The 16,113-nt window shown below is 68.8% G+C and carries 16 protein-coding genes; 11 read left to right on the top strand and 5 right to left on the bottom strand.

The annotated features are described in order from the left end of the window. Nucleotides 1-15: 15 nt before the first annotated feature. A complete protein-coding gene (gene fabI, locus G539_RS0121755; protein ID WP_029077084.1) occupies nt 16-864 on the top strand; it encodes an enoyl-ACP reductase FabI in 849 nt (282 codons plus the stop codon). 178 nt (nt 865-1,042) lie between these two features. Here fabI and G539_RS0121750 read toward each other — a convergent pair whose 3' ends face one another. Beyond that, nucleotides 1,043-1,330 (bottom strand): GIY-YIG nuclease family protein, encoded by a 288-nt coding sequence (locus tag G539_RS0121750; RefSeq protein ID WP_029077083.1) that lies wholly within the window; start codon nt 1,328-1,330, stop codon nt 1,043-1,045. A gap of 137 nt (nt 1,331-1,467) precedes the next feature. Between G539_RS0121750 and hrpB the strand changes: the two genes are divergently transcribed. Together hrpB and G539_RS0121740 are read left to right on the top strand one after the other, a co-directional pair. Next, complete coding sequence (hrpB, locus tag G539_RS0121745) at nt 1,468-3,921, top strand: ATP-dependent helicase HrpB (protein WP_245576939.1); 2,454 nt, start codon at nt 1,468-1,470, stop codon at nt 3,919-3,921. Nucleotides 3,922-4,006: 85 nt separating this feature from the next. Next, the gene (locus G539_RS0121740) at nt 4,007-4,234 is read left to right on the top strand and encodes a DUF2442 domain-containing protein (RefSeq protein ID WP_035832254.1); all 228 of its coding nucleotides are present in this window, start codon (nt 4,007-4,009) and stop codon (nt 4,232-4,234) included. Between the two features lie 20 nt (nt 4,235-4,254). Here the strand turns inward: G539_RS0121740 and G539_RS0121735 are convergent, their stop codons facing one another. After that, nucleotides 4,255-4,704 carry a VOC family protein gene (locus G539_RS0121735; RefSeq protein WP_029077080.1) on the bottom strand — a complete coding sequence of 150 codons (450 nt, stop codon included), beginning with the start codon at nt 4,702-4,704 and terminating at the stop codon, nt 4,255-4,257. 62 nt (nt 4,705-4,766) lie between these two features. Here G539_RS0121735 and G539_RS0121730 point away from each other — a divergent pair, with 62 nt between their 5' ends. Then, entirely contained in the window at nt 4,767-5,363 is a 597-nt protein-coding gene (locus G539_RS0121730; protein ID WP_029077079.1) for a TetR-like C-terminal domain-containing protein, read from the top strand. Nucleotides 5,364-5,405: 42 nt separating this feature from the next. Here the strand turns inward: G539_RS0121730 and glk are convergent, their stop codons facing one another. Continuing rightward, on the bottom strand, nt 5,406-6,440 hold the full coding sequence (gene glk / locus G539_RS0121725; protein WP_029077078.1) for a glucokinase: 1,035 nt from the start codon (nt 6,438-6,440) through the stop codon (nt 5,406-5,408). Nucleotides 6,441-6,469: 29 nt separating this feature from the next. After that, on the bottom strand, nt 6,470-6,862 hold the full coding sequence (locus G539_RS0121720) for a methylglyoxal synthase (RefSeq protein WP_029077077.1): 393 nt from the start codon (nt 6,860-6,862) through the stop codon (nt 6,470-6,472). 344 nt (nt 6,863-7,206) lie between these two features. Here G539_RS0121720 and G539_RS0121715 point away from each other — a divergent pair, with 344 nt between their 5' ends. The 7 genes from G539_RS0121715 to deoA all read left to right on the top strand — a co-directional run bounded on the left by G539_RS0121715 (nt 7,207) and on the right by deoA (nt 14,989). Continuing rightward, nucleotides 7,207-8,199 (top strand): BMP family lipoprotein, encoded by a 993-nt coding sequence (locus tag G539_RS0121715; RefSeq protein WP_029077076.1) that lies wholly within the window; start codon nt 7,207-7,209, stop codon nt 8,197-8,199. A 150-nt stretch (nt 8,200-8,349) separates the two neighbouring features. After that, on the top strand, nt 8,350-9,888 hold the full coding sequence (locus G539_RS0121710; RefSeq protein ID WP_029077075.1) for an ABC transporter ATP-binding protein: 1,539 nt from the start codon (nt 8,350-8,352) through the stop codon (nt 9,886-9,888). A 127-nt stretch (nt 9,889-10,015) separates the two neighbouring features. Continuing rightward, nucleotides 10,016-11,146 carry an ABC transporter permease gene (locus tag G539_RS0121705; protein WP_029077074.1) on the top strand — a complete coding sequence of 377 codons (1,131 nt, stop codon included), beginning with the start codon at nt 10,016-10,018 and terminating at the stop codon, nt 11,144-11,146. 9 nt (nt 11,147-11,155) lie between these two features. Next, nucleotides 11,156-12,130 (top strand): ABC transporter permease, encoded by a 975-nt coding sequence (locus tag G539_RS0121700; protein ID WP_029077073.1) that lies wholly within the window; start codon nt 11,156-11,158, stop codon nt 12,128-12,130. Nucleotide 12,131: 1 nt separating this feature from the next. Continuing rightward, a complete protein-coding gene (gene cdd / locus G539_RS0121695) occupies nt 12,132-12,569 on the top strand; it encodes a cytidine deaminase (RefSeq protein WP_029077072.1) in 438 nt (145 codons plus the stop codon). After that, nucleotides 12,566-13,387, top strand: coding sequence for a purine-nucleoside phosphorylase (locus G539_RS0121690; protein WP_281173913.1), 822 nt, complete (start codon nt 12,566-12,568; stop codon nt 13,385-13,387). The genes cdd and G539_RS0121690 overlap by 4 nt, the downstream gene beginning before the upstream one ends. A 291-nt stretch (nt 13,388-13,678) precedes the next feature. After that, nucleotides 13,679-14,989 (top strand): thymidine phosphorylase, encoded by a 1,311-nt coding sequence (deoA, locus tag G539_RS0121685; protein ID WP_029077070.1) that lies wholly within the window; start codon nt 13,679-13,681, stop codon nt 14,987-14,989. Between the two features lie 224 nt (nt 14,990-15,213). On the opposite strand, the gene G539_RS0121680 is transcribed toward deoA, so the two are convergent. Next, nucleotides 15,214-15,975 (bottom strand): SDR family NAD(P)-dependent oxidoreductase, encoded by a 762-nt coding sequence (locus tag G539_RS0121680; RefSeq protein ID WP_029077069.1) that lies wholly within the window; start codon nt 15,973-15,975, stop codon nt 15,214-15,216. Nucleotides 15,976-16,113: the final 138 nt, after the last annotated feature.

Raw genomic sequence — 16,113 nt, 5'->3', positions numbered from 1 at the left:
AACAAGGACTTCCGTATGACGACACCGATCAGCAACCTGATGAGCGGCAAGCGCGGCCTCATCATGGGTGTCGCCAACGATCATTCGATCGCCTGGGGCATTGCGCGGACGCTGGCCGCGCATGGCGCCGAGCTCGCCTTCACCTATCAGGGCGAGGCGTTCGGCCGGCGGGTCAAGCCGCTGGCCGATTCGGTCGGCGCCAAGCTGCTCCTCCCCTGCGACGTCGAGGACGTCGCCTCCGTCGACGGCGTCTTCGCGGCGCTGGAGAAGGAATGGGGCAAGATCGACTTCATCGTCCACGCCATCGGCTTCTCCGACAAGAACGAGCTGAAGGGCCGCTACGCCGACACGACGCGCGACAATTTCGTGAAGACGATGGTGATCTCCTGCTTCTCCTTCACGGAGATCGCCAAGCGCGCCGCGGCGCTGATGACGGATGGCGGCTCGATCCTGACGCTGACCTATGGCGGCTCGACCCGCGTCATGCCGAACTACAACGTCATGGGCGTCGCCAAGGCGGCGCTCGAATCCTCGGTGCGCTACCTCGCCATGGATTTCGGCGGCGACAACATCCGCGTCAACGCGATCTCGGCCGGCCCGGTCCGCACGCTCGCCGGCTCCGGCGTCGCCGATGCGCGCATCATGTACAACTACCAGAAGAAGAACTCGCCGCTCCGCCGCACCGTCTCGCTCGACGAGATCGGCGGCTCGGCGCTGTATCTGCTTTCGGACCTCGGCGCCGGCGTCACCGGCGACGTGCATTTCGTCGATTCCGGCTACAACATCGTCTCGATGCCGCGGCTGGAAGAGCTGAAGGTGCACGAGGCGAACGCCGAGGCCAACAACCCGCAGGCGGTCGAGTAGGTCTTCGGGCCTCTGCCGTGAATTCGAAGGGCGCCCGCTGTGGCGCCCTTTTTCGTTTTGGGGTGGGGGTGGTCTGTCCGCTCGCCGTCATCCGGGGCTTTTCTTAGCTTGGCTCCCGCTAGCCGAAGAACACGGCCATGGATCCCTGCTTTCGCAGGGATGACGGCGAGGGGGGAGGTTACGACGCGATTTCTCCGTAGAGATCGAGCCAGTTGGGGTTCGAACGTTCGACCAGCTCGATCTTCCAGCTCCGTTTCCAGAGCTTCATCTGCTTCTCACGGCGGATGGCTGATTCCATCGTGTCGTGGCCCTCGTAGTAGACCAAGGTTCTGATCCGGTAGCGGCTCGTGAAGCCGCCAAGGAAGCCTTCCCGGTGCTGCCATACCCGCTGCGGAAGATTGCTGGTCACGCCGATATAGAGCGTGCCATTGCGGGCGCTGGCCATGATGTAAACACACGGTTGCATGTATCTAGCGTTGCATGCCCGACCCTCGCCGTCATCCCTGCGAAAGCAGGGATCCATGTCGGTCGCGCGCTCAGCCGTTCCGATGAACCCGACGCCCCCACTGGCACGAAGCCCCGCCGGCCTCTATGACGTCGGCCATGCTGCCCGTCGACGACGTCCTCCCCGAACTCCGATCCGTGCTCGAAGGCCGGACCAGCGCCGTGCTGGTGGCGCCGCCCGGCGCCGGCAAGACGACGCGTGTGCCGCTCGCGCTGCTCGACGCGCCGTGGCGGGGCGATCAACGCATCCTGATGCTGGAGCCGCGCCGGCTCGCCGCCCGTGCCGCCGCCCGCCGCATGGCCGAGACGCTCGGCGAGGAGGTCGGCCAGACCGTCGGCTATCGCGTCCGCCTGGAGAAGAAGGTTTCGGCGAGAACGCGGATCGAGATCGTCACCGAGGGCGTCTTCACCCGCATGATCCTCGACGATCCCTTGCTCGACGGTGTCGCGGCGGTGATCTTCGACGAGTTCCACGAGCGCAGCCTCGACGGCGACCTCGGCCTCGCGCTCGCCCTCGATGCGCAAGCCGGACTGCGCGAGGATCTGCGCATCCTCGTCATGTCGGCGACGATCGACGGCGCGCGCGTCGCTAGGCTGCTGGGCGATGCGCCGGTGGTCGAGAGCCTCGGGCGCATGTTCCCGGTCGAGACCCGGCATGGCGGCCGCGACCCCGCCCGCCGTATCGAGGACGACGTCGCCGACGCGGTCCGCCGCGCGCTCGCGGCGGATACCGGCAGCCTGCTCGTCTTCCTGCCGGGGCAGGCGGAGATCCGCCGCGTCGCCGAGCGGCTGGAGGGGCGGGTCGGCGACGGCGTCGAGATCGCGCCGCTCTATGGCGCGCTCGATTTTTCCGCGCAGGATCGCGCGATCCGCCCGGCCTTGCCGGGCAAGCGCAAGGTGGTGCTCGCGACGTCGATCGCCGAGACCTCGCTGACCATCGAGGGCGTGCGCGTCGTCATCGATTCCGGCCTCGCCCGCGCGCCGGTCTACGAGCCGGCGACCGGGCTGACACGGCTGGAGACGCGCCGTGTGTCGCGTGCCTCGGCCGACCAGCGGCGCGGCCGCGCCGGCCGCACCGAGCCCGGCGTCTGCTACCGGCTCTGGGAGGAGGGCCAGACGGCGGCGCTCGCCCCGTTCGACCGGCCGGAGATGCTGGAGGCCGACCTCGCGCCGCTCGTCCTCGATCTCGCCAGCTGGGGCGTCGCCGATCCCGCGCAACTCGCCTTCCTCGATCCGCCGCCGAAGCCCGCCTGGGAAGAGGCCGTCGCGCTGCTCACCCGGCTCGATGCGCTCGATGCCGATCGCCGGCTGACGAAGGAGGGCGAGGGGCTGGCCCGTCTCGCCGTCAGCCCGCGCCTCGGCCATATGCTGCGCAAGGGCGCTGGCCTCGGCCATGGCCGCCTCGCCGGCGCCATCGCGGCGCTCCTCTCCGAGACCGGGCTCGGCGGCAACGACGCGGATCTACGCGAGCGGCTGCGCCGGCTGTTTTCCGCCCGCGATCCGCGGAGCCGGGATTCGCTCGCGCTCGCCATGCGCTGGGCCCGCGAGGCCGGGGCGAGGGGCGAGGATGGTCGCGCCGAGATCGAGGAGGCGGGTCTCCTGACCGCCTTCGCCTTCCCGGATCGCATCGCCATGGCGCGCGGTGCGCCCGGCGCCTTCGTCATGGCGAACGGACGTGGCGGCGTGCTCGATCCGGCCGATGCGCTGGCGCGCGAACCGTTCCTCGCGGTGGCGAGCCTGCAGGGCGCGGCCGAGAATGCCCGCATCCTCGCCGCCGCGCCGATCTCGCGCGACGAGATCGAGGCGCATTTCGGCGAGCAGATCGTCGAGGAGGAGGGCGTCGCCTTCGATCCGCAGACCGGTTCTGTCCGTGGCCGCATCGTGCGTCGCCTCGGCCGGCTGGTCTTGGCGGATCGCGCCAGCAGCAAGGTCTCGGACGCGGCGGTGCAGGCGGCGCTGCTCTCGGAGATCCGCCGGCGCGGCGTGGCCGAACTGCCGTGGGAAAAATCGGCGGAGCAGTTCCGCGCCCGCGTCGCCTTCCTGCATGCTCGTTTGGGCGGCGACTGGCCGGATGTTTCCGACGCGGCGCTGGCCGAAAGCCTCGACGACTGGCTCGGGCCGTATCTCACCGGAAAACGCCGGCTCGATGCGGTCACGCCGGGCGTGCTGCACGAGGGGCTGGCGAGCCTGGTGCCGTGGGATAAGCGGGCGACGATGGATCGCCTCGCGCCGACCCACTTTGATGCGCCGTCCGGTTCGCGCGTGCCGATCGATTATTCGGATCCGAACGGGCCCGTGCTGGAGATCCGGGTGCAGGAGCTGTTCGGGCTCGACCGCCACCCCTCGGTCGGCGACGGCGGCGTGCCGCTGACGGTGACGCTGCTGTCGCCGGCGCACCGGCCGATCCAGATCACCAAGGACTTGCCCGGCTTCTGGCGCGGCTCGTGGCGGGACGTCCGCTCCGACATGCGCGGTCGCTATCCGAAGCATGTCTGGCCGGACGATCCGCTCGTCGCCCAGGCGACGGCGCGGGCCAAGCCGCGCGGCAGGTGATCGGTCGTCGACTCGGAATTGCCATTCTGTGGCGGCAAGGTCGGTCGATGCCGAATCACCCCGATCGTCGCGGAAAGGAACGACCATGAAGATTGATCCCGTCGCCATCGATGCGGCCGTGACCAAGGATGCGCTTCTGGTGAGCCTTGCCGACGGGCGCGAGCTCGCGACCCCGATCGAGTGGTTCCCGCGCCTCGTCGGCGCGACGCGGGCCGAGCGCGAGAACTGGCAGATCACCGGCCGTGGCGAAGCGCTGCACTGGCCCGATCTCGGCGAGGACATCGCCGTTGCGAGCCTGCTCCGGATCAGCTGAGTTTTAGGCGCCTACCCGTCTCAGGCCGAGGTCTCGGCTTCCCAGCGGCGCTGCATCTCGGCCGGTGTCACTTCCTCGATCTTCTGCGACAGCGTCCAGCGATGGCCGTAGGGGTCGAGAATCTGGGCGATGCGCTCGCCGAAACTCTGGTCTGCGGTGGCGCGCAGCAGCGTCGCGCCGGCCGCCAGCGCCCGCTCCACCATCGCGTCGATCGAGCGGGTGTCGAGGTGGAACGTCACCGGCGAGCCGCCGATCGTGTCAGGGCTGACGGCGCCGAAGTCGGGATATTCGTCGGCGATCATCATCAGCGTCTCGCCGAAGCGCAGCTCGGCATGGCCGACCCTGCCGTCCGAAGGGTCCGTCATGCGGAAGATCTCCTCGGCGCCGAAGGCAGCCTTGTAGAAATCGATCGCCTCGGCGGCGTTTCTGGCGATGAAATGGGGGCTGACCCGAAGTGTCGTCGGTTCCACGGCCTCTCTCCCTGTCGTCTCCCTTGCACCCCGTCCTAGATTAAGTTACGTTCCGTAACGTAATGAGTCAAGCAGGTCCTCCCAGACGGAAGCCCGGCCGGCCGCCCAGCGTCGAAGCCCGCGAGCGCGCGCTGCGCGCGGCGCATGAGATCCTGATGGCGGAAGGCTTCGGGCGGCTGTCGATCGAGGCGGTCGCGGCGCGCTCCGGCGTCGGCAAGCCAACGCTCTACCGAAGCTGGGCCAATGCGCAGGAACTGGCGCTCGCCGCCCTGATCGCCAATCCGCTGCCCGAGGTCGAGGCGCAGGAAGCGACGGCGACGGCGCGGGCGCGGCTTCTCGCGCAGATGCGCGGCCTCGTCACCGCCTTCGCTTCGACGCGCGGGCGCCAGGTCACGCTGGCGCTGGCCTCGGCCGATCCTGAGAGCGAGTTCACCAAGGCGTTTCGCAACAAGGTGATCCTGGCCAGCCGCGAGACGGGGCGGGCGATCCTGCAAGGCGCGATCGCCGGCGGCGAGATCGCGTCGCCACCGGATCTGGAGGTGCTGCTCGACATGATCTACGGGCCGGTGTTCTACCGGCTTCTGGTCGGCCACCAGCCGCTCGACGCGGCGCTCGCCGACGCCGTGGTCGAAACGGCCCTCCGGGCGGTCGCGCGCTGAGCGTCCCCTTCGCCCTCCCCACAAGGGGGGCTGGCAGTGGCCCTATTTCAGCCAGCGGCGGCCGTCGGTGACGACGCCGAACAGCTCGGGGTGGCGCGCATAGGCGGTGATGCCGGCCAGCGCCGGCTCCGGGTGGACGACGACCGAGGTCGGCATCCGGTCCATCATCGCCTGGTGCGGCACCTTGTCGATGAAGGCCTGGCGGAATCCGCTCTGCCGCAGGAAGGGCGCGATCTTGGCGGCGATGCCGCCGGCGAGGAAGACGCCGCCGCAGGCCATGAAGGTCAGCGCCAGATTGCCGGCGAGGCGGCCGAGATGCACGCAGAACAGTTCCAGCGCCTCCTCGGCGGTGGCGTCCGAGCGCTCGATCGCGGCGGCGGTGATTTCGGACGGATCGTCGAAGCGCGGCGCGACGCCGTTGGCGCCGGCAACCGCGCGGTAGAGGCGGACGAGGCCGCTGCCGCAGAGCAGCGTCTCGCCCTCGATGCGGGCGAAGGCGTCGCCCTGGTAGGGGCGCTCGAGATGCGGCCAGATCTCGAAGTCGCGGGCGCTCACCGGGGCGAGGTCGATATGGCCGCCTTCGCCGGGAACCGGCACCCAGGCGCCGTTGGCGTGGATCAGCGCGGCGGCGCCGAGGCCCGTGCCGGGGCCGACCACCACCTGCGGCGCGTTGGCGACCGGGGCGCCCGCGCCGACCGGCAGCAGGTCGGCGCCGGAAAGCGCCGGCAGCGACAGCGACAGCGCCTCGAAATCGTTGAGCAGGATCACCTCGTCGAGGCCGAAGCGGGCGATCATCCGGCGCGGCTCCACCACCCAGTGGCAATTGGTCAGCGGCACCCGGTCGCCCTGGATCGGCCCGGCCAGCGCCAGCACGGCCGAATGCGGCCTCGCGTCGGGCGGCAGCACGGCGGCGATGGCGTCGTCGATGGTGGCGAAGTCGGCGGTCAGCACGCTCGCGAAGCGCAGCGGCGGCGAGTTCTCGTCCGGCACCAGCGCGAAGCGGGCATTGGTGCCGCCGATATCGGCGATCAGCGCCGGGAACGGGACGAAGGCGCGTGGGGTGGGGGTGCTGGTCATGGTGCCTTGCGTTGGCTGCGGAGCGGGCGTCATGTCTGCAGGAAGGCGTCGGGATGGGCGATGAGCAGGTCGGCCGTCGCCGCGTTCAGCGCCATCGGGATGTCGTAGAGCACGCCGAGCCGCATCAGCGCCTTGACGTCGACGTCATGCGGCATCGGCGTCAGCGGGTCGACGAAGAAGATCAGGCCCTTGATCCGGCCCTCGGCGATCAGCGCGCCGATCTGCTGGTCGCCGCCGAGCGGGCCGCTCTTCAGCCGCGTCACCGACAGCTCTGGCACCGCGTCGATCACGCGGCCGCCGGTCGTGCCGGTGGCGAAGAGATCGAACGCTCCCAGCCGCGCCCGATGCGCGACGGCGAAGGCGACGAGGTCGTCCTTCTTCTTGTCGTGGGCAACCAGCGCGAGGGCCGGACGGATCGCCATGCAACAGTTCTCCACGCGGTCGCCGCGACCGCGGAGCCAGTGATAGAAAAATCGGGGTCCGAGGAAAAGCTGAAAGTGGAGCGGTGCGACGTCGTTTTGGCGGCAGGCGGCGATTTCTTGACCAGTTGAATAAACAATTGCGGCCACCTAAGCTGCGAACCGACGTCCGTACGGCAGGGAAAGAACGGCGGACGGCGGCGCGCCCGACCAAAGAAAGCGCATGAAATTTGTCGGGCGCCATGCGAAATTGGGAACAATGCCGCTTGTCGGTGTAAGGGATTATTTCGACCTAGCCCCGAAAAGGCCGGTCGGAACGGGGCCTTCCAGAGGAGACATCTACCATCATGATCCGCAACTTCATCGGAGCGGCCGTCGTGGCGCTCATGGCGACGGGTTCGGCCTGGGCTGCCGACGTCAAGCCGGCGCTGGTCTACGGCACGGGCGGCAAGTTCGACAAATCCTTCAACGAAGCCGGCTATAACGGCTCGGAGAAGTTCAAGGCCGAGACGGGCATCGACTACAAGGATTTCGAGCCGCAGAACGACACCCAGGGCGAGCAGGCGATCCGCAACTTCGCCAAGCGTGGCTTCAACCCGGTCGTGGCGCTCTCCTTCGCCTGGACCGACGCCGTCGCCAAGGTCGCCAAGGAATTCCCCGACACCCAGTTCGTGCTGGTCGACTCGGTCGTCGACGCCCCGAACGTCCGTTCCGTCACGTTCAAGGAGCAGGAAGGCGGCTATCTCGTCGGCCTTCTCGCGGCCGAAAAGTCCGCCTCCAAGAAGGTCGGCTTCGTCGGCGGCATGGACATCCCGCTGATCCGCAACTTCGCCTGCGGCTACGCCATCGGCGCCAAGGCTGGCGGCGCTGAGTTCATGCAGAACTACATCGGCACCACCGGCGCCGCCTGGAACGACCCGGTGCGCGGCGGCGAGCTCGCCAAGGCGCAGATGGAGCAGGGCGCGGACGTGATCTACGCGGCGGCCGGCGCCAGCGGCCTCGGCGTGCTGCAGACCGTGGCCGACGCCGGCAAGCTCGGCATCGGCGTCGACTCGAACCAGAACCACCTGCATCCCGGCAAGGTGCTGACCTCGATGGTCAAGCGCGTCGACGTCGCCGTGCACAACGCCTTCTCCGACGTCAAGGACGGCAAGTTCACCGCCGGCACCCAGGCGCTCGGCCTCAAGGAGAACGGTGTCGACTGGGCGCTCGACGACAACAATCGCAGCCTCGTCACGGCCGAGATGGAAGCTTCGGTCAACAAGGCGCGCGAGGACATCGTCGCCGGCAAGATCGAGGTTCACAACTACAACACCGACGAGAAGTGCCCCGTTAACTGAGGCGCCGGGAGCCGCCCCGCCCCGGCGGGCGGCTCCGCTCATCTGGATGCTGCAACGCCTGGCCCCGCGGGGCCAGGCGGACGCTGATCCCCAGACGGTCCGTCGCGACATCGACGGGCCCTTTCGCCGCAGTCTATCGGGATCGCCCCCATGAACGCTCCGACCGCCGCTTCCACGCCCGCCATCGAACTTGTCGGCATCGACAAGCGCTTCGGGCCGGTGCACGCCAACAAGAACATCAACCTGTCGGTCGCCAAGGGCTCGATCCACGGCATCATCGGCGAGAACGGGGCCGGCAAGTCGACGCTGATGTCGATCCTGTACGGCTTCTACCATGCGGATTCCGGCCAGATCCTCGTCGACGGCAAGGAAATCCGCATCACCGACAGCCAGACCGCGATCCAGGCCGGCATCGGCATGGTCCACCAGCACTTCATGCTGGTCGAGAATTTCTCCGTGCTCGAGAACGTCATGCTCGGCGTCGAGGGCGGCCCGCTGCTGAAGCGCGGCGTCGCCGCCGTCCGGGCCGAACTTGGCCGCATCGAGCGCGAATACGGGCTCGAGGTCGATCCCGACGCCCTGATCGAGGATCTCCCCGTCGGCAAGCAGCAGCGGGTCGAGATCCTGAAGGCGCTCTATCGCGGCGCCGAGGTGCTGATCCTCGACGAGCCGACGGGCGTGCTGACCCCGGCCGAGGCCGATCACCTGTTCCGCATGCTGGCGCAGCTGAAGGCGCAGGGTAAGACCGTCATCCTGATCACGCACAAGCTGCGCGAGATCATGGCGATCACCGACACCGTCTCCGTCATGCGCCGCGGCGAGATGGTGGCGACGCGCAAGACGTCCGAGACCACCATGGCGGAGCTGGCCGAGCTGATGGTCGGCCGCCGCGTGCTGCTGCGCGTCGAGAAGGACGAGGCCAAGCCCGGCCCGGTCATCCTGTCGGTCGAGAACCTGACGGTGAAGGACGCGCGCGGCGTCACCATGGTCGACAATGTCTCGTTCCAGGTGCGCGCCGGCGAGATCGTCGGCATCGCCGGCGTCGCCGGCAACGGCCAGTCCGAGCTGCTGGAGGCGATCGCCGGCATCCGCAAGCCCGCTTCCGGCCGCATCCTGCTGAATGGCGAGCCGGTCGAGCGCCTCGATCCCGCGAAGCTGCGCAAGAAGGGCCTCGCCCATGTGCCGGAGGACCGGCACCACATGGGGCTGGTGCTCGCCTTCGAGGAATATGAGAACGCCATTCTCGGCTACCAGGACGACCCGAAATATCTGAAGGGGCCGTTCCTCGACATCGACGCCATCCGCAAGGACGCGGTGGCGCGGATCGAGGATTACGACATCCGCCCCGCCGATCCGCGCCTGAAGACGGCCAATTTCTCCGGCGGCAACCAGCAGAAGATCGTGCTGGCCCGCGAGATCGAGCGCGATCCGGCCTGCCTGCTGGTCGGCCAGCCGACGCGCGGCGTCGACATCGGCGCCATCGAGTTCATTCACAAGCGCCTCGTCGCGCTGCGCGACCAGGGCAAGGCGATCCTGCTCGTCTCGGTCGAGCTGGACGAGATCCGCTCGCTCTCGGACCGCATCCTGGTGATGTTCGCCGGCACGATCGTCGGCGAGCCGGCGCCGCATGCCGGCGAGCAGGAGATCGGCCTGATGATGGCCGGCATCGGCAGGGAGGCGGCGGAATGAACGCGATCGTCTTGGCTCCCGCCCTTTCCGCCAGTTCCCGAAACCCTCAGCCGCCGGCTTCGCCGTCGACCTCTCCCTCGGGGAGAGGGGAAGACCCCGGCATGCGCCCTCTCAACGGATTGCACCCATGAGCGCCCCCCTTGGAACCCTGCCGCGCTGGGTCAATTACGGCCTTCTGCCGCTTCTCAACGTCGCCGTGGCGTTCGCCGTTTCCGGCCTCGTCGTTCTGTTCATCGGCGAGAACCCGATCGATGCGGTCCAGTACCTCGTCGTCGGCGCGCTGGGGGATGGCGAGGGCATCGCCTTCACCCTCTATTACGCCACCAACTTCATCTTCACCGGGCTCGCCGTCGCGGTCGCCTTCCATGGCGGCCTGTTCAACATCGGCGGCGAGGGGCAGATCTATCTCGGTGGCCTCGGCGCGGCCTTCGCCGCGCTGGCGCTCGACCGCTACATGCCCTGGTACGTGACCGCCGTCGTGGCGACGGCGGCGGCCTTCGCGTTCGGCGCGCTGTGGGCGCTGATCCCCGCCTGGCTGCAGGCGAAGCGCGGCAGCCACATCGTCATCACGACGATCATGTTCAACTTCATCGCCGCGTCCCTGATGGTCTATCTGCTGGTGCACGTCATCAAGCCGCCGGGCAACATGTCGCCGCAGACCCGCCTCTTCGAGGAGGGCGGCCAGCTGCCCAAGCTCGGCTGGCTGATGCAGTGGTTCGGGCTCGACATCGGCGCCGCCCCCTTCAACGTCTCGTTCCTGATCGCGCTCGTCGCGGTGGTGGCGGTGTGGCTGCTGATCTGGCGCACCCGCTTCGGCTACGAGATCCGTACCATGGGCACCAATGCGACGGCGGCGGTCTATGCCGGCATCCCCTATGTGAAGACGGTCGTCGTCACCATGCTGATCTCCGGCGGCCTCGCCGGCATGATGGCGCTGAACCCGGTCATGGGCGACGCCGGCAAGCTGCAGATCGACTTCCCGGCCGGCGCCGGCTTTGTCGGCATCGCGGTGGCGCTGATGGGCCGCTCGCATCCGGTCGGCATCGTCATCGCCTCGATCCTGTTCGGCGTGCTCTATCAGGGCGGCGCCGCGCTCGCCTTCGACATGCCGAACATCTCGCGCGAGGTGATCATCCTGATCCAGGGCCTGGTGATCCTGTTCGCCGGCGCGCTGGAGCACATGTTCCGTCCGGCGCTGATCGCGATCTTCGCGGCGAAGCCCAAATCCCGGACGGCCTCCGCCGCCGGCGCGGCCTGAGGAGCGATCATGGAAAGCCTGTTCGCCGATCTGATCCAGATCTTCGCCGCCACGGTGCGTCTGTCGGTGCCGCTCATCTTCACGGCGCTCGCCGGCCTCTATGCCGAGCGCTCCGGCATCTTCGACATCGGCCTCGAGGGCAAGATGCTGTTCTCGGCCTTTTCGGCCGCCTCGGTCGCCACCGTCACCGGCTCGCCCTGGCTCGGCCTCTTCGCCGCGATCCTCACCGGCGTGCTGCTGAGCCTCGTGCATGGCTTCGCCTCGATCACCCAGCGCGGCAACCAGATCATCTCCGGCGTGGCGATCAACTTCATCGCCTCCGGCCTGACGATCCTGCTCGGCAATGCCTGGTTCGGCCAGGGCGGTCGCACGCCGCAGCTCGCCAATTCCGCCCGCTTCACCGAGATCACCCTGCCTTTCGCGGCCGAGATCGCGCCGATCCCCTTCCTCGGGCCGCTCTATTCCGGGCTGATTTCCGGCCAGAACATCCTCGTCTACCTGGCCTTCCTCGCCGTGCCCTTCACCTGGTGGGTGCTCTACCGCACCCGCTTCGGCCTGCGGGTGCGCGCCGTCGGCGAGAATCCGGGCGCCGTCGACACCGCCGGCATTTCCGTTACCTGGCTGCGCTACCGCGCGCTGATCTGCTGCGGCATTCTCGCGGGCTTCGCCGGCACCTATCTGTCGGTGGCGCAGTCGGCGAGCTTCATCCGCGAGATGTCGGCCGGCAAGGGCTACATCGCGCTCGCCGCCCTCGTCTTCGCCAAGTGGAAGCCGCTCAACGTGCTTCTGACCTGCCTGCTGTTCGGCTTCCTCGACGCCGCGTCGATCCGCCTGCAGGGCACCATCATCCCCGGCATGGGCGAAGTGCCGGTCCAGCTGATCCAGGCGCTGCCCTACATCCTGACGGTGGTCCTGCTTGCCGGCTTCATCGGCAAGGCGATCCCGCCCAAGGCCGGCGGCGTGCCCTATGTGAAGGAGCGCTGAGATGACCACCGTGCTGGACGCCGAAACGCGGGCCGATCTCTTCGAGCGGGCGCAGGCCGTCCGCCTCAACGCGCACGCGCCCTATTCGCAGTTCTTCGTCGGCGCCGCCATCCTGACCGAGGACGGCAAGGTTTATGTCGGCGCCAACTGCGAGAACGCCTCCTATCCCGAGGGCTGGTGCGCCGAGACCTCGGCGCTCGGCCAGATGGTCGCCGCCGGCATTCCGGGCGAGGGCCGCCGTGTCGCCGCCGTTGTCGTCGTCGCCGACCGGGTCGATGGCGGCATCGTCTGCACGCCCTGCGGCGGCTGCCGGCAGCGGCTCAAGGAATTCTCGCATCCGAAGACGCTGATCCATTGCGCCGACCCGACCGGCGCCGGCCAGGACTTCACCATGGCCGAGCTGCTGCCGGCCGGCTTCTCGCGGGACGAGCGGCTTTGACGGCCGGCTCGCGCGACGACGGCCGCGCCGCGGCGGCGATCGTCCGGGCGCGGCGCGACGCGCCCTACCGCCTCGGCATCGTGCTCGGCTCCGGCCTCGGCCCGCTTGCCGACGCGGTCGAGGACGCGGTTGTCATCCCCTATGCCGAACTGCCCGGCCTGCCGGTGTCGAAGGTCTCCGCCCATGCCGGCGCGCTGGTCGCCGGCTGGCTCGAGGGCGTCGACGTCCTGGTCTTCTCCGGCCGCTCGCATTTCTACGAGGCGGGCGACGCGGCGGTGATGCGCAACGCCATCGGCATGCTTTCCGCGCTCGGCTGCGAGGGCGTCATCCTCACCAACGCGGCCGGATCGCTGCGCGAGGAGATGGGCCCGGGCTCGCTGATGATGCTCGACGACCACATCAATTTCTCCGGCGGCAATCCGTTGATCGGCGAGGCGAGCGACGCCCGCTTCGTCGGCATGACGACGGCCTACGATCTCGGCTGGCGCGCCGCCTTCGAGCGGCTGGCGGAAACGGCCGGTATCCCGCTGTCGCGCGGCGTCTACATGTGGTTCTCCGGTCCCTCCTTCGAGACGCCGGCCGAGATCCGCATGGCGCGCATCCTCGGCGCCGACGCCGTCGGCATGTCGACCGTGCCGGAGGCGATCCTGGCGCGCTTCTTCGATCTGCGCGTCGTCGCCTTCTCCAACATCACCAATCTCGGCGCCGGCATGACCGGGGCCGAGCTGTCGCACCAGGAAACCAAGGACATGGCCCCGGTCGGCGCGAAGAAGCTGGAAAAGCTGATCCGCCGGTTCCTGAGGGACCAGGCGGGCTGAGAGCCGTTTTGGGCGCGGGACCTTCTTCACCTCTCCCCGCGGTGATGCAGCGCTCGGTCCGCCAACATCCTGAGGAGCCTTGCGCAGCAAGGCGTCTCGAAGGACGCACGGCCTAGGGGCGGTTCATCGAATGGCACGACGGCTCTGCGTGCTTCGAGACGCCCCTTCGGGGCTCCTCAGCATGTCGGCCGGGGTGCCGTGCAAAGGCCTCTTTCCGGGAGAGGTGAGGTAAGCTTCGTCGGGATTGGCAGCCGGCCGAATGGCTGGCTCAAGGGAGAGAGTGGAAAAAACATGCTGCCGCAGGAAATCATCCGCCAGAAGCGCGAGGGCGGCGTGCTCTCGGCCGAGGCGATCCGCTTCATGGTCGAGGGGCTGACCGACGGCTCCGTCTCCGAGGGCCAGGTCGCCGCCTTCGCCATGGCGGTTTTCTTCCGCGGCATGTCGCGCGACGAGGCCGTGGCGCTGACCTTGGCCATGCGCGATTCCGGCAATGTGCTCGACTGGTCGGAGCTCGACGGCCCGGTCGTCGACAAGCACTCGACCGGCGGCGTCGGCGACAATGTCTCGCTGATGCTGGCGCCGATGGTGGCGGCCTGCGGCGCCTATGTGCCGATGATCTCCGGCCGCGGCCTCGGCCATACCGGCGGCACGCTCGACAAGTTCGACGCGATCCCCGGCTACAAGAGCCAGCCCGACCTGCCGCTGTTCCGGAAAGTCGTGCGCGAGGTCGGCACGGCGGTGATCGGCCAGACGGCGGATCTCGCGCCGGCCGACAAGCGCCTCTACGCCATCCGCGACGTCACCGCGACGGTCGAATCGATCCCGCTGATCACCGCCTCGATCCTGTCGAAGAAGCTCGCCGCCGGCCTGCAGGGCCTCGTCCTCGACGTCAAGACCGGCTCCGGCGCCTTCATGGCGACGCGGGCCGAGGCGCGGGCGCTGGCCGAGAGCCTGGTGCAGGTGGCGAACGGCGCAGGCGTCGCCACCACGGCGCTGATCACTGACATGGACGAGCCGCTCGCGACCGCCGCCGGCAATGCCGTCGAGGTTAGGAACGCCGTCGACTATCTGACCGGCGCGGCGCGCGACTCGCGGCTGCATGAGGTCACCGTCGCGCTCGCCGCCGAGATGCTCGTCACTGCCGGCCGCGCCGCCGACGCCGCCGAGGGCCGGGCCAGGGCCGAGGCGGCGCTCGCCTCCGGCCAGGCGGCGGAAATCTTCGGCCGCATGGTCGCCGGCCTCGGCGGCCCCACCGATTTCGTCGAGCGCGTCGGCGACTATCTTCCGCGCGCCGCCATCGTGCGGGACGTCCTGGCCGAGGGCGAGGGCCATGTCAGCGCCATCGACACCCGCGCCGTCGGCGTCGCGGTGATCGAGCTGGGCGGCGGCCGCCGCGTCGCCTCCGACACGATCGACCTCTCGGTCGGCTTCACCGATCTCGCCGGCCACGGCGCGAGGCTCGACGCGAAAACCCCGCTCGGCCGCGTGCATGCGAAGACCGAGGCGGACGCCGACCGCGCCGCCTCGCTCCTCCGCGCCGCCTACCGCCTCGGCGAAAAGCCGGCCCCCCGCCCGGCCGTGCACGAGCGTATCGAGGGCTAGTCGTCGGGGGGCCAAGGCCTCGTTCCCTCCCCCTTGTGGGGAGGGCTAGGGAGGGGGTACCACCTCGCGTTTTCCAGGAAGTGCACATCGGCAGAGATCGGTGCCGGTACCCCCACCCCGACCCTCCCCACAAGGGGGAGGGGGAAGGGCGTGCGCCGACCCGCCGCCCAACAAAAAAGCCCCCTCCGGAGAGGGGGCTCTTGAAAGCATGAAGGCCGAAAGTCTCAGACCCAGCCGCCGTCGACGATGTAGCTCTGGTTGGTGCAGCCGGAGGCCTCGTCGGAGGCGAAGAACAGCACCGGCTTGGCGATGTCGTCCGGGTAGAGCTTGCGCTTCAGGCACTGCTTGTTCATCAGGTCGGCCTCGGCTTCCGGCGTCAGCCAGAGGTCGATCTGGCGCTGCGTCATGATCCAGCCGGGGACGACCGAGCAGACGCGGATGTTGAACGGGCCGAGGTCGCGGGCCAGGCCTCGCGTCAGGCCCTGCACGGCCGACTTCGCCGAGGTATAGGCCGGCATGCCGCCCTGGCCGATCATCCACGAGGTCGAGCCCATGTTGATGATGGCGCCCTTGCCGGCGGCCTTCATGTCCTCGACCACGGCCTGCGCCGCGAAGAACTGGTGGCGGATGTTGACCTGGTAGCGCTCGTCCCAATATTCGGGCGTCACGTCTTCCAGCTTGTGGCGCTGGTCGTGCGCGGCGTTGTTGATCAGGATGGTGATCGGCCCGAGTTTTTCCCGCACATTCGAAATCGCCTGGCGCAGCGCCGCGATGTCGCGCAGGTCGCATTTCTCGAAATGCACGGTGCCGGTGGCGGAAAGCCCCTTCACCAGCGCTTCCGAGGCCTCGGCGTTGATGTCGAGGAAGCCGACCTTCGAACCCTGCGCGACGAAGTGGCGGACGATGGATTCGCCGATCCCGCTGCCGCCGCCGGTGATCAGGACCGTCCGGTCCCGGAGGCTCGGATAGATGGCGCCGCTGGTCATTGATGTCTCCGTCCCTGGCTTTGTTCGCGGCGCGCGGCCGCGCTGAAACTGCGAAAAATGCTTGCGCTGTCTGCAAGCCGCCGGTCACCCGGCCCGCGCCTGTTCTAAGCCAAAGCCGGGACGAGCGGAACCGAAATC

Source organism: Kaistia adipata DSM 17808 (assembly GCF_000423225.1).
Lineage (GTDB): Bacteria > Pseudomonadota > Alphaproteobacteria > Rhizobiales > Kaistiaceae > Kaistia > Kaistia adipata.
Note: the sequence above shows the minus strand (reverse complement) of the source record. Positions and strands in the feature narration are given on the sequence as shown.

Bases quoted from the DNA above. Each gene is read 5' to 3' on its own strand.
- G539_RS0121705 (WP_029077074.1), top strand. From the start codon at position 10,016: ATGAGCGCCCCCCTTGGAACCCTGCCGCGCTGGGTCAATTACGGCCTT.
- G539_RS0121730 (WP_029077079.1), top strand. From the start codon at position 4,767: ATGAGTCAAGCAGGTCCTCCCAGACGGAAGCCCGGCCGGCCGCCCAGC.
- G539_RS0121700 (WP_029077073.1), top strand. From the start codon at position 11,156: ATGGAAAGCCTGTTCGCCGATCTGATCCAGATCTTCGCCGCCACGGTG.
- G539_RS0121740 (WP_035832254.1), top strand. From the start codon at position 4,007: ATGAAGATTGATCCCGTCGCCATCGATGCGGCCGTGACCAAGGATGCG.
- glk (WP_029077078.1), bottom strand. From the start codon at position 6,440: ATGACCAGCACCCCCACCCCACGCGCCTTCGTCCCGTTCCCGGCGCTG.
- G539_RS0121710 (WP_029077075.1), top strand. From the start codon at position 8,350: ATGAACGCTCCGACCGCCGCTTCCACGCCCGCCATCGAACTTGTCGGC.
- hrpB (WP_245576939.1), top strand. From the start codon at position 1,468: ATGCTGCCCGTCGACGACGTCCTCCCCGAACTCCGATCCGTGCTCGAA.
- fabI (WP_029077084.1), top strand. From the start codon at position 16: ATGACGACACCGATCAGCAACCTGATGAGCGGCAAGCGCGGCCTCATC.
- G539_RS0121715 (WP_029077076.1), top strand. From the start codon at position 7,207: ATGATCCGCAACTTCATCGGAGCGGCCGTCGTGGCGCTCATGGCGACG.
- cdd (WP_029077072.1), top strand. From the start codon at position 12,132: ATGACCACCGTGCTGGACGCCGAAACGCGGGCCGATCTCTTCGAGCGG.
- G539_RS0121680 (WP_029077069.1), bottom strand. From the start codon at position 15,975: ATGACCAGCGGCGCCATCTATCCGAGCCTCCGGGACCGGACGGTCCTG.
- G539_RS0121750 (WP_029077083.1), bottom strand. From the start codon at position 1,330: ATGCAACCGTGTGTTTACATCATGGCCAGCGCCCGCAATGGCACGCTC.
- G539_RS0121720 (WP_029077077.1), bottom strand. From the start codon at position 6,862: ATGGCGATCCGTCCGGCCCTCGCGCTGGTTGCCCACGACAAGAAGAAG.
- deoA (WP_029077070.1), top strand. From the start codon at position 13,679: ATGCTGCCGCAGGAAATCATCCGCCAGAAGCGCGAGGGCGGCGTGCTC.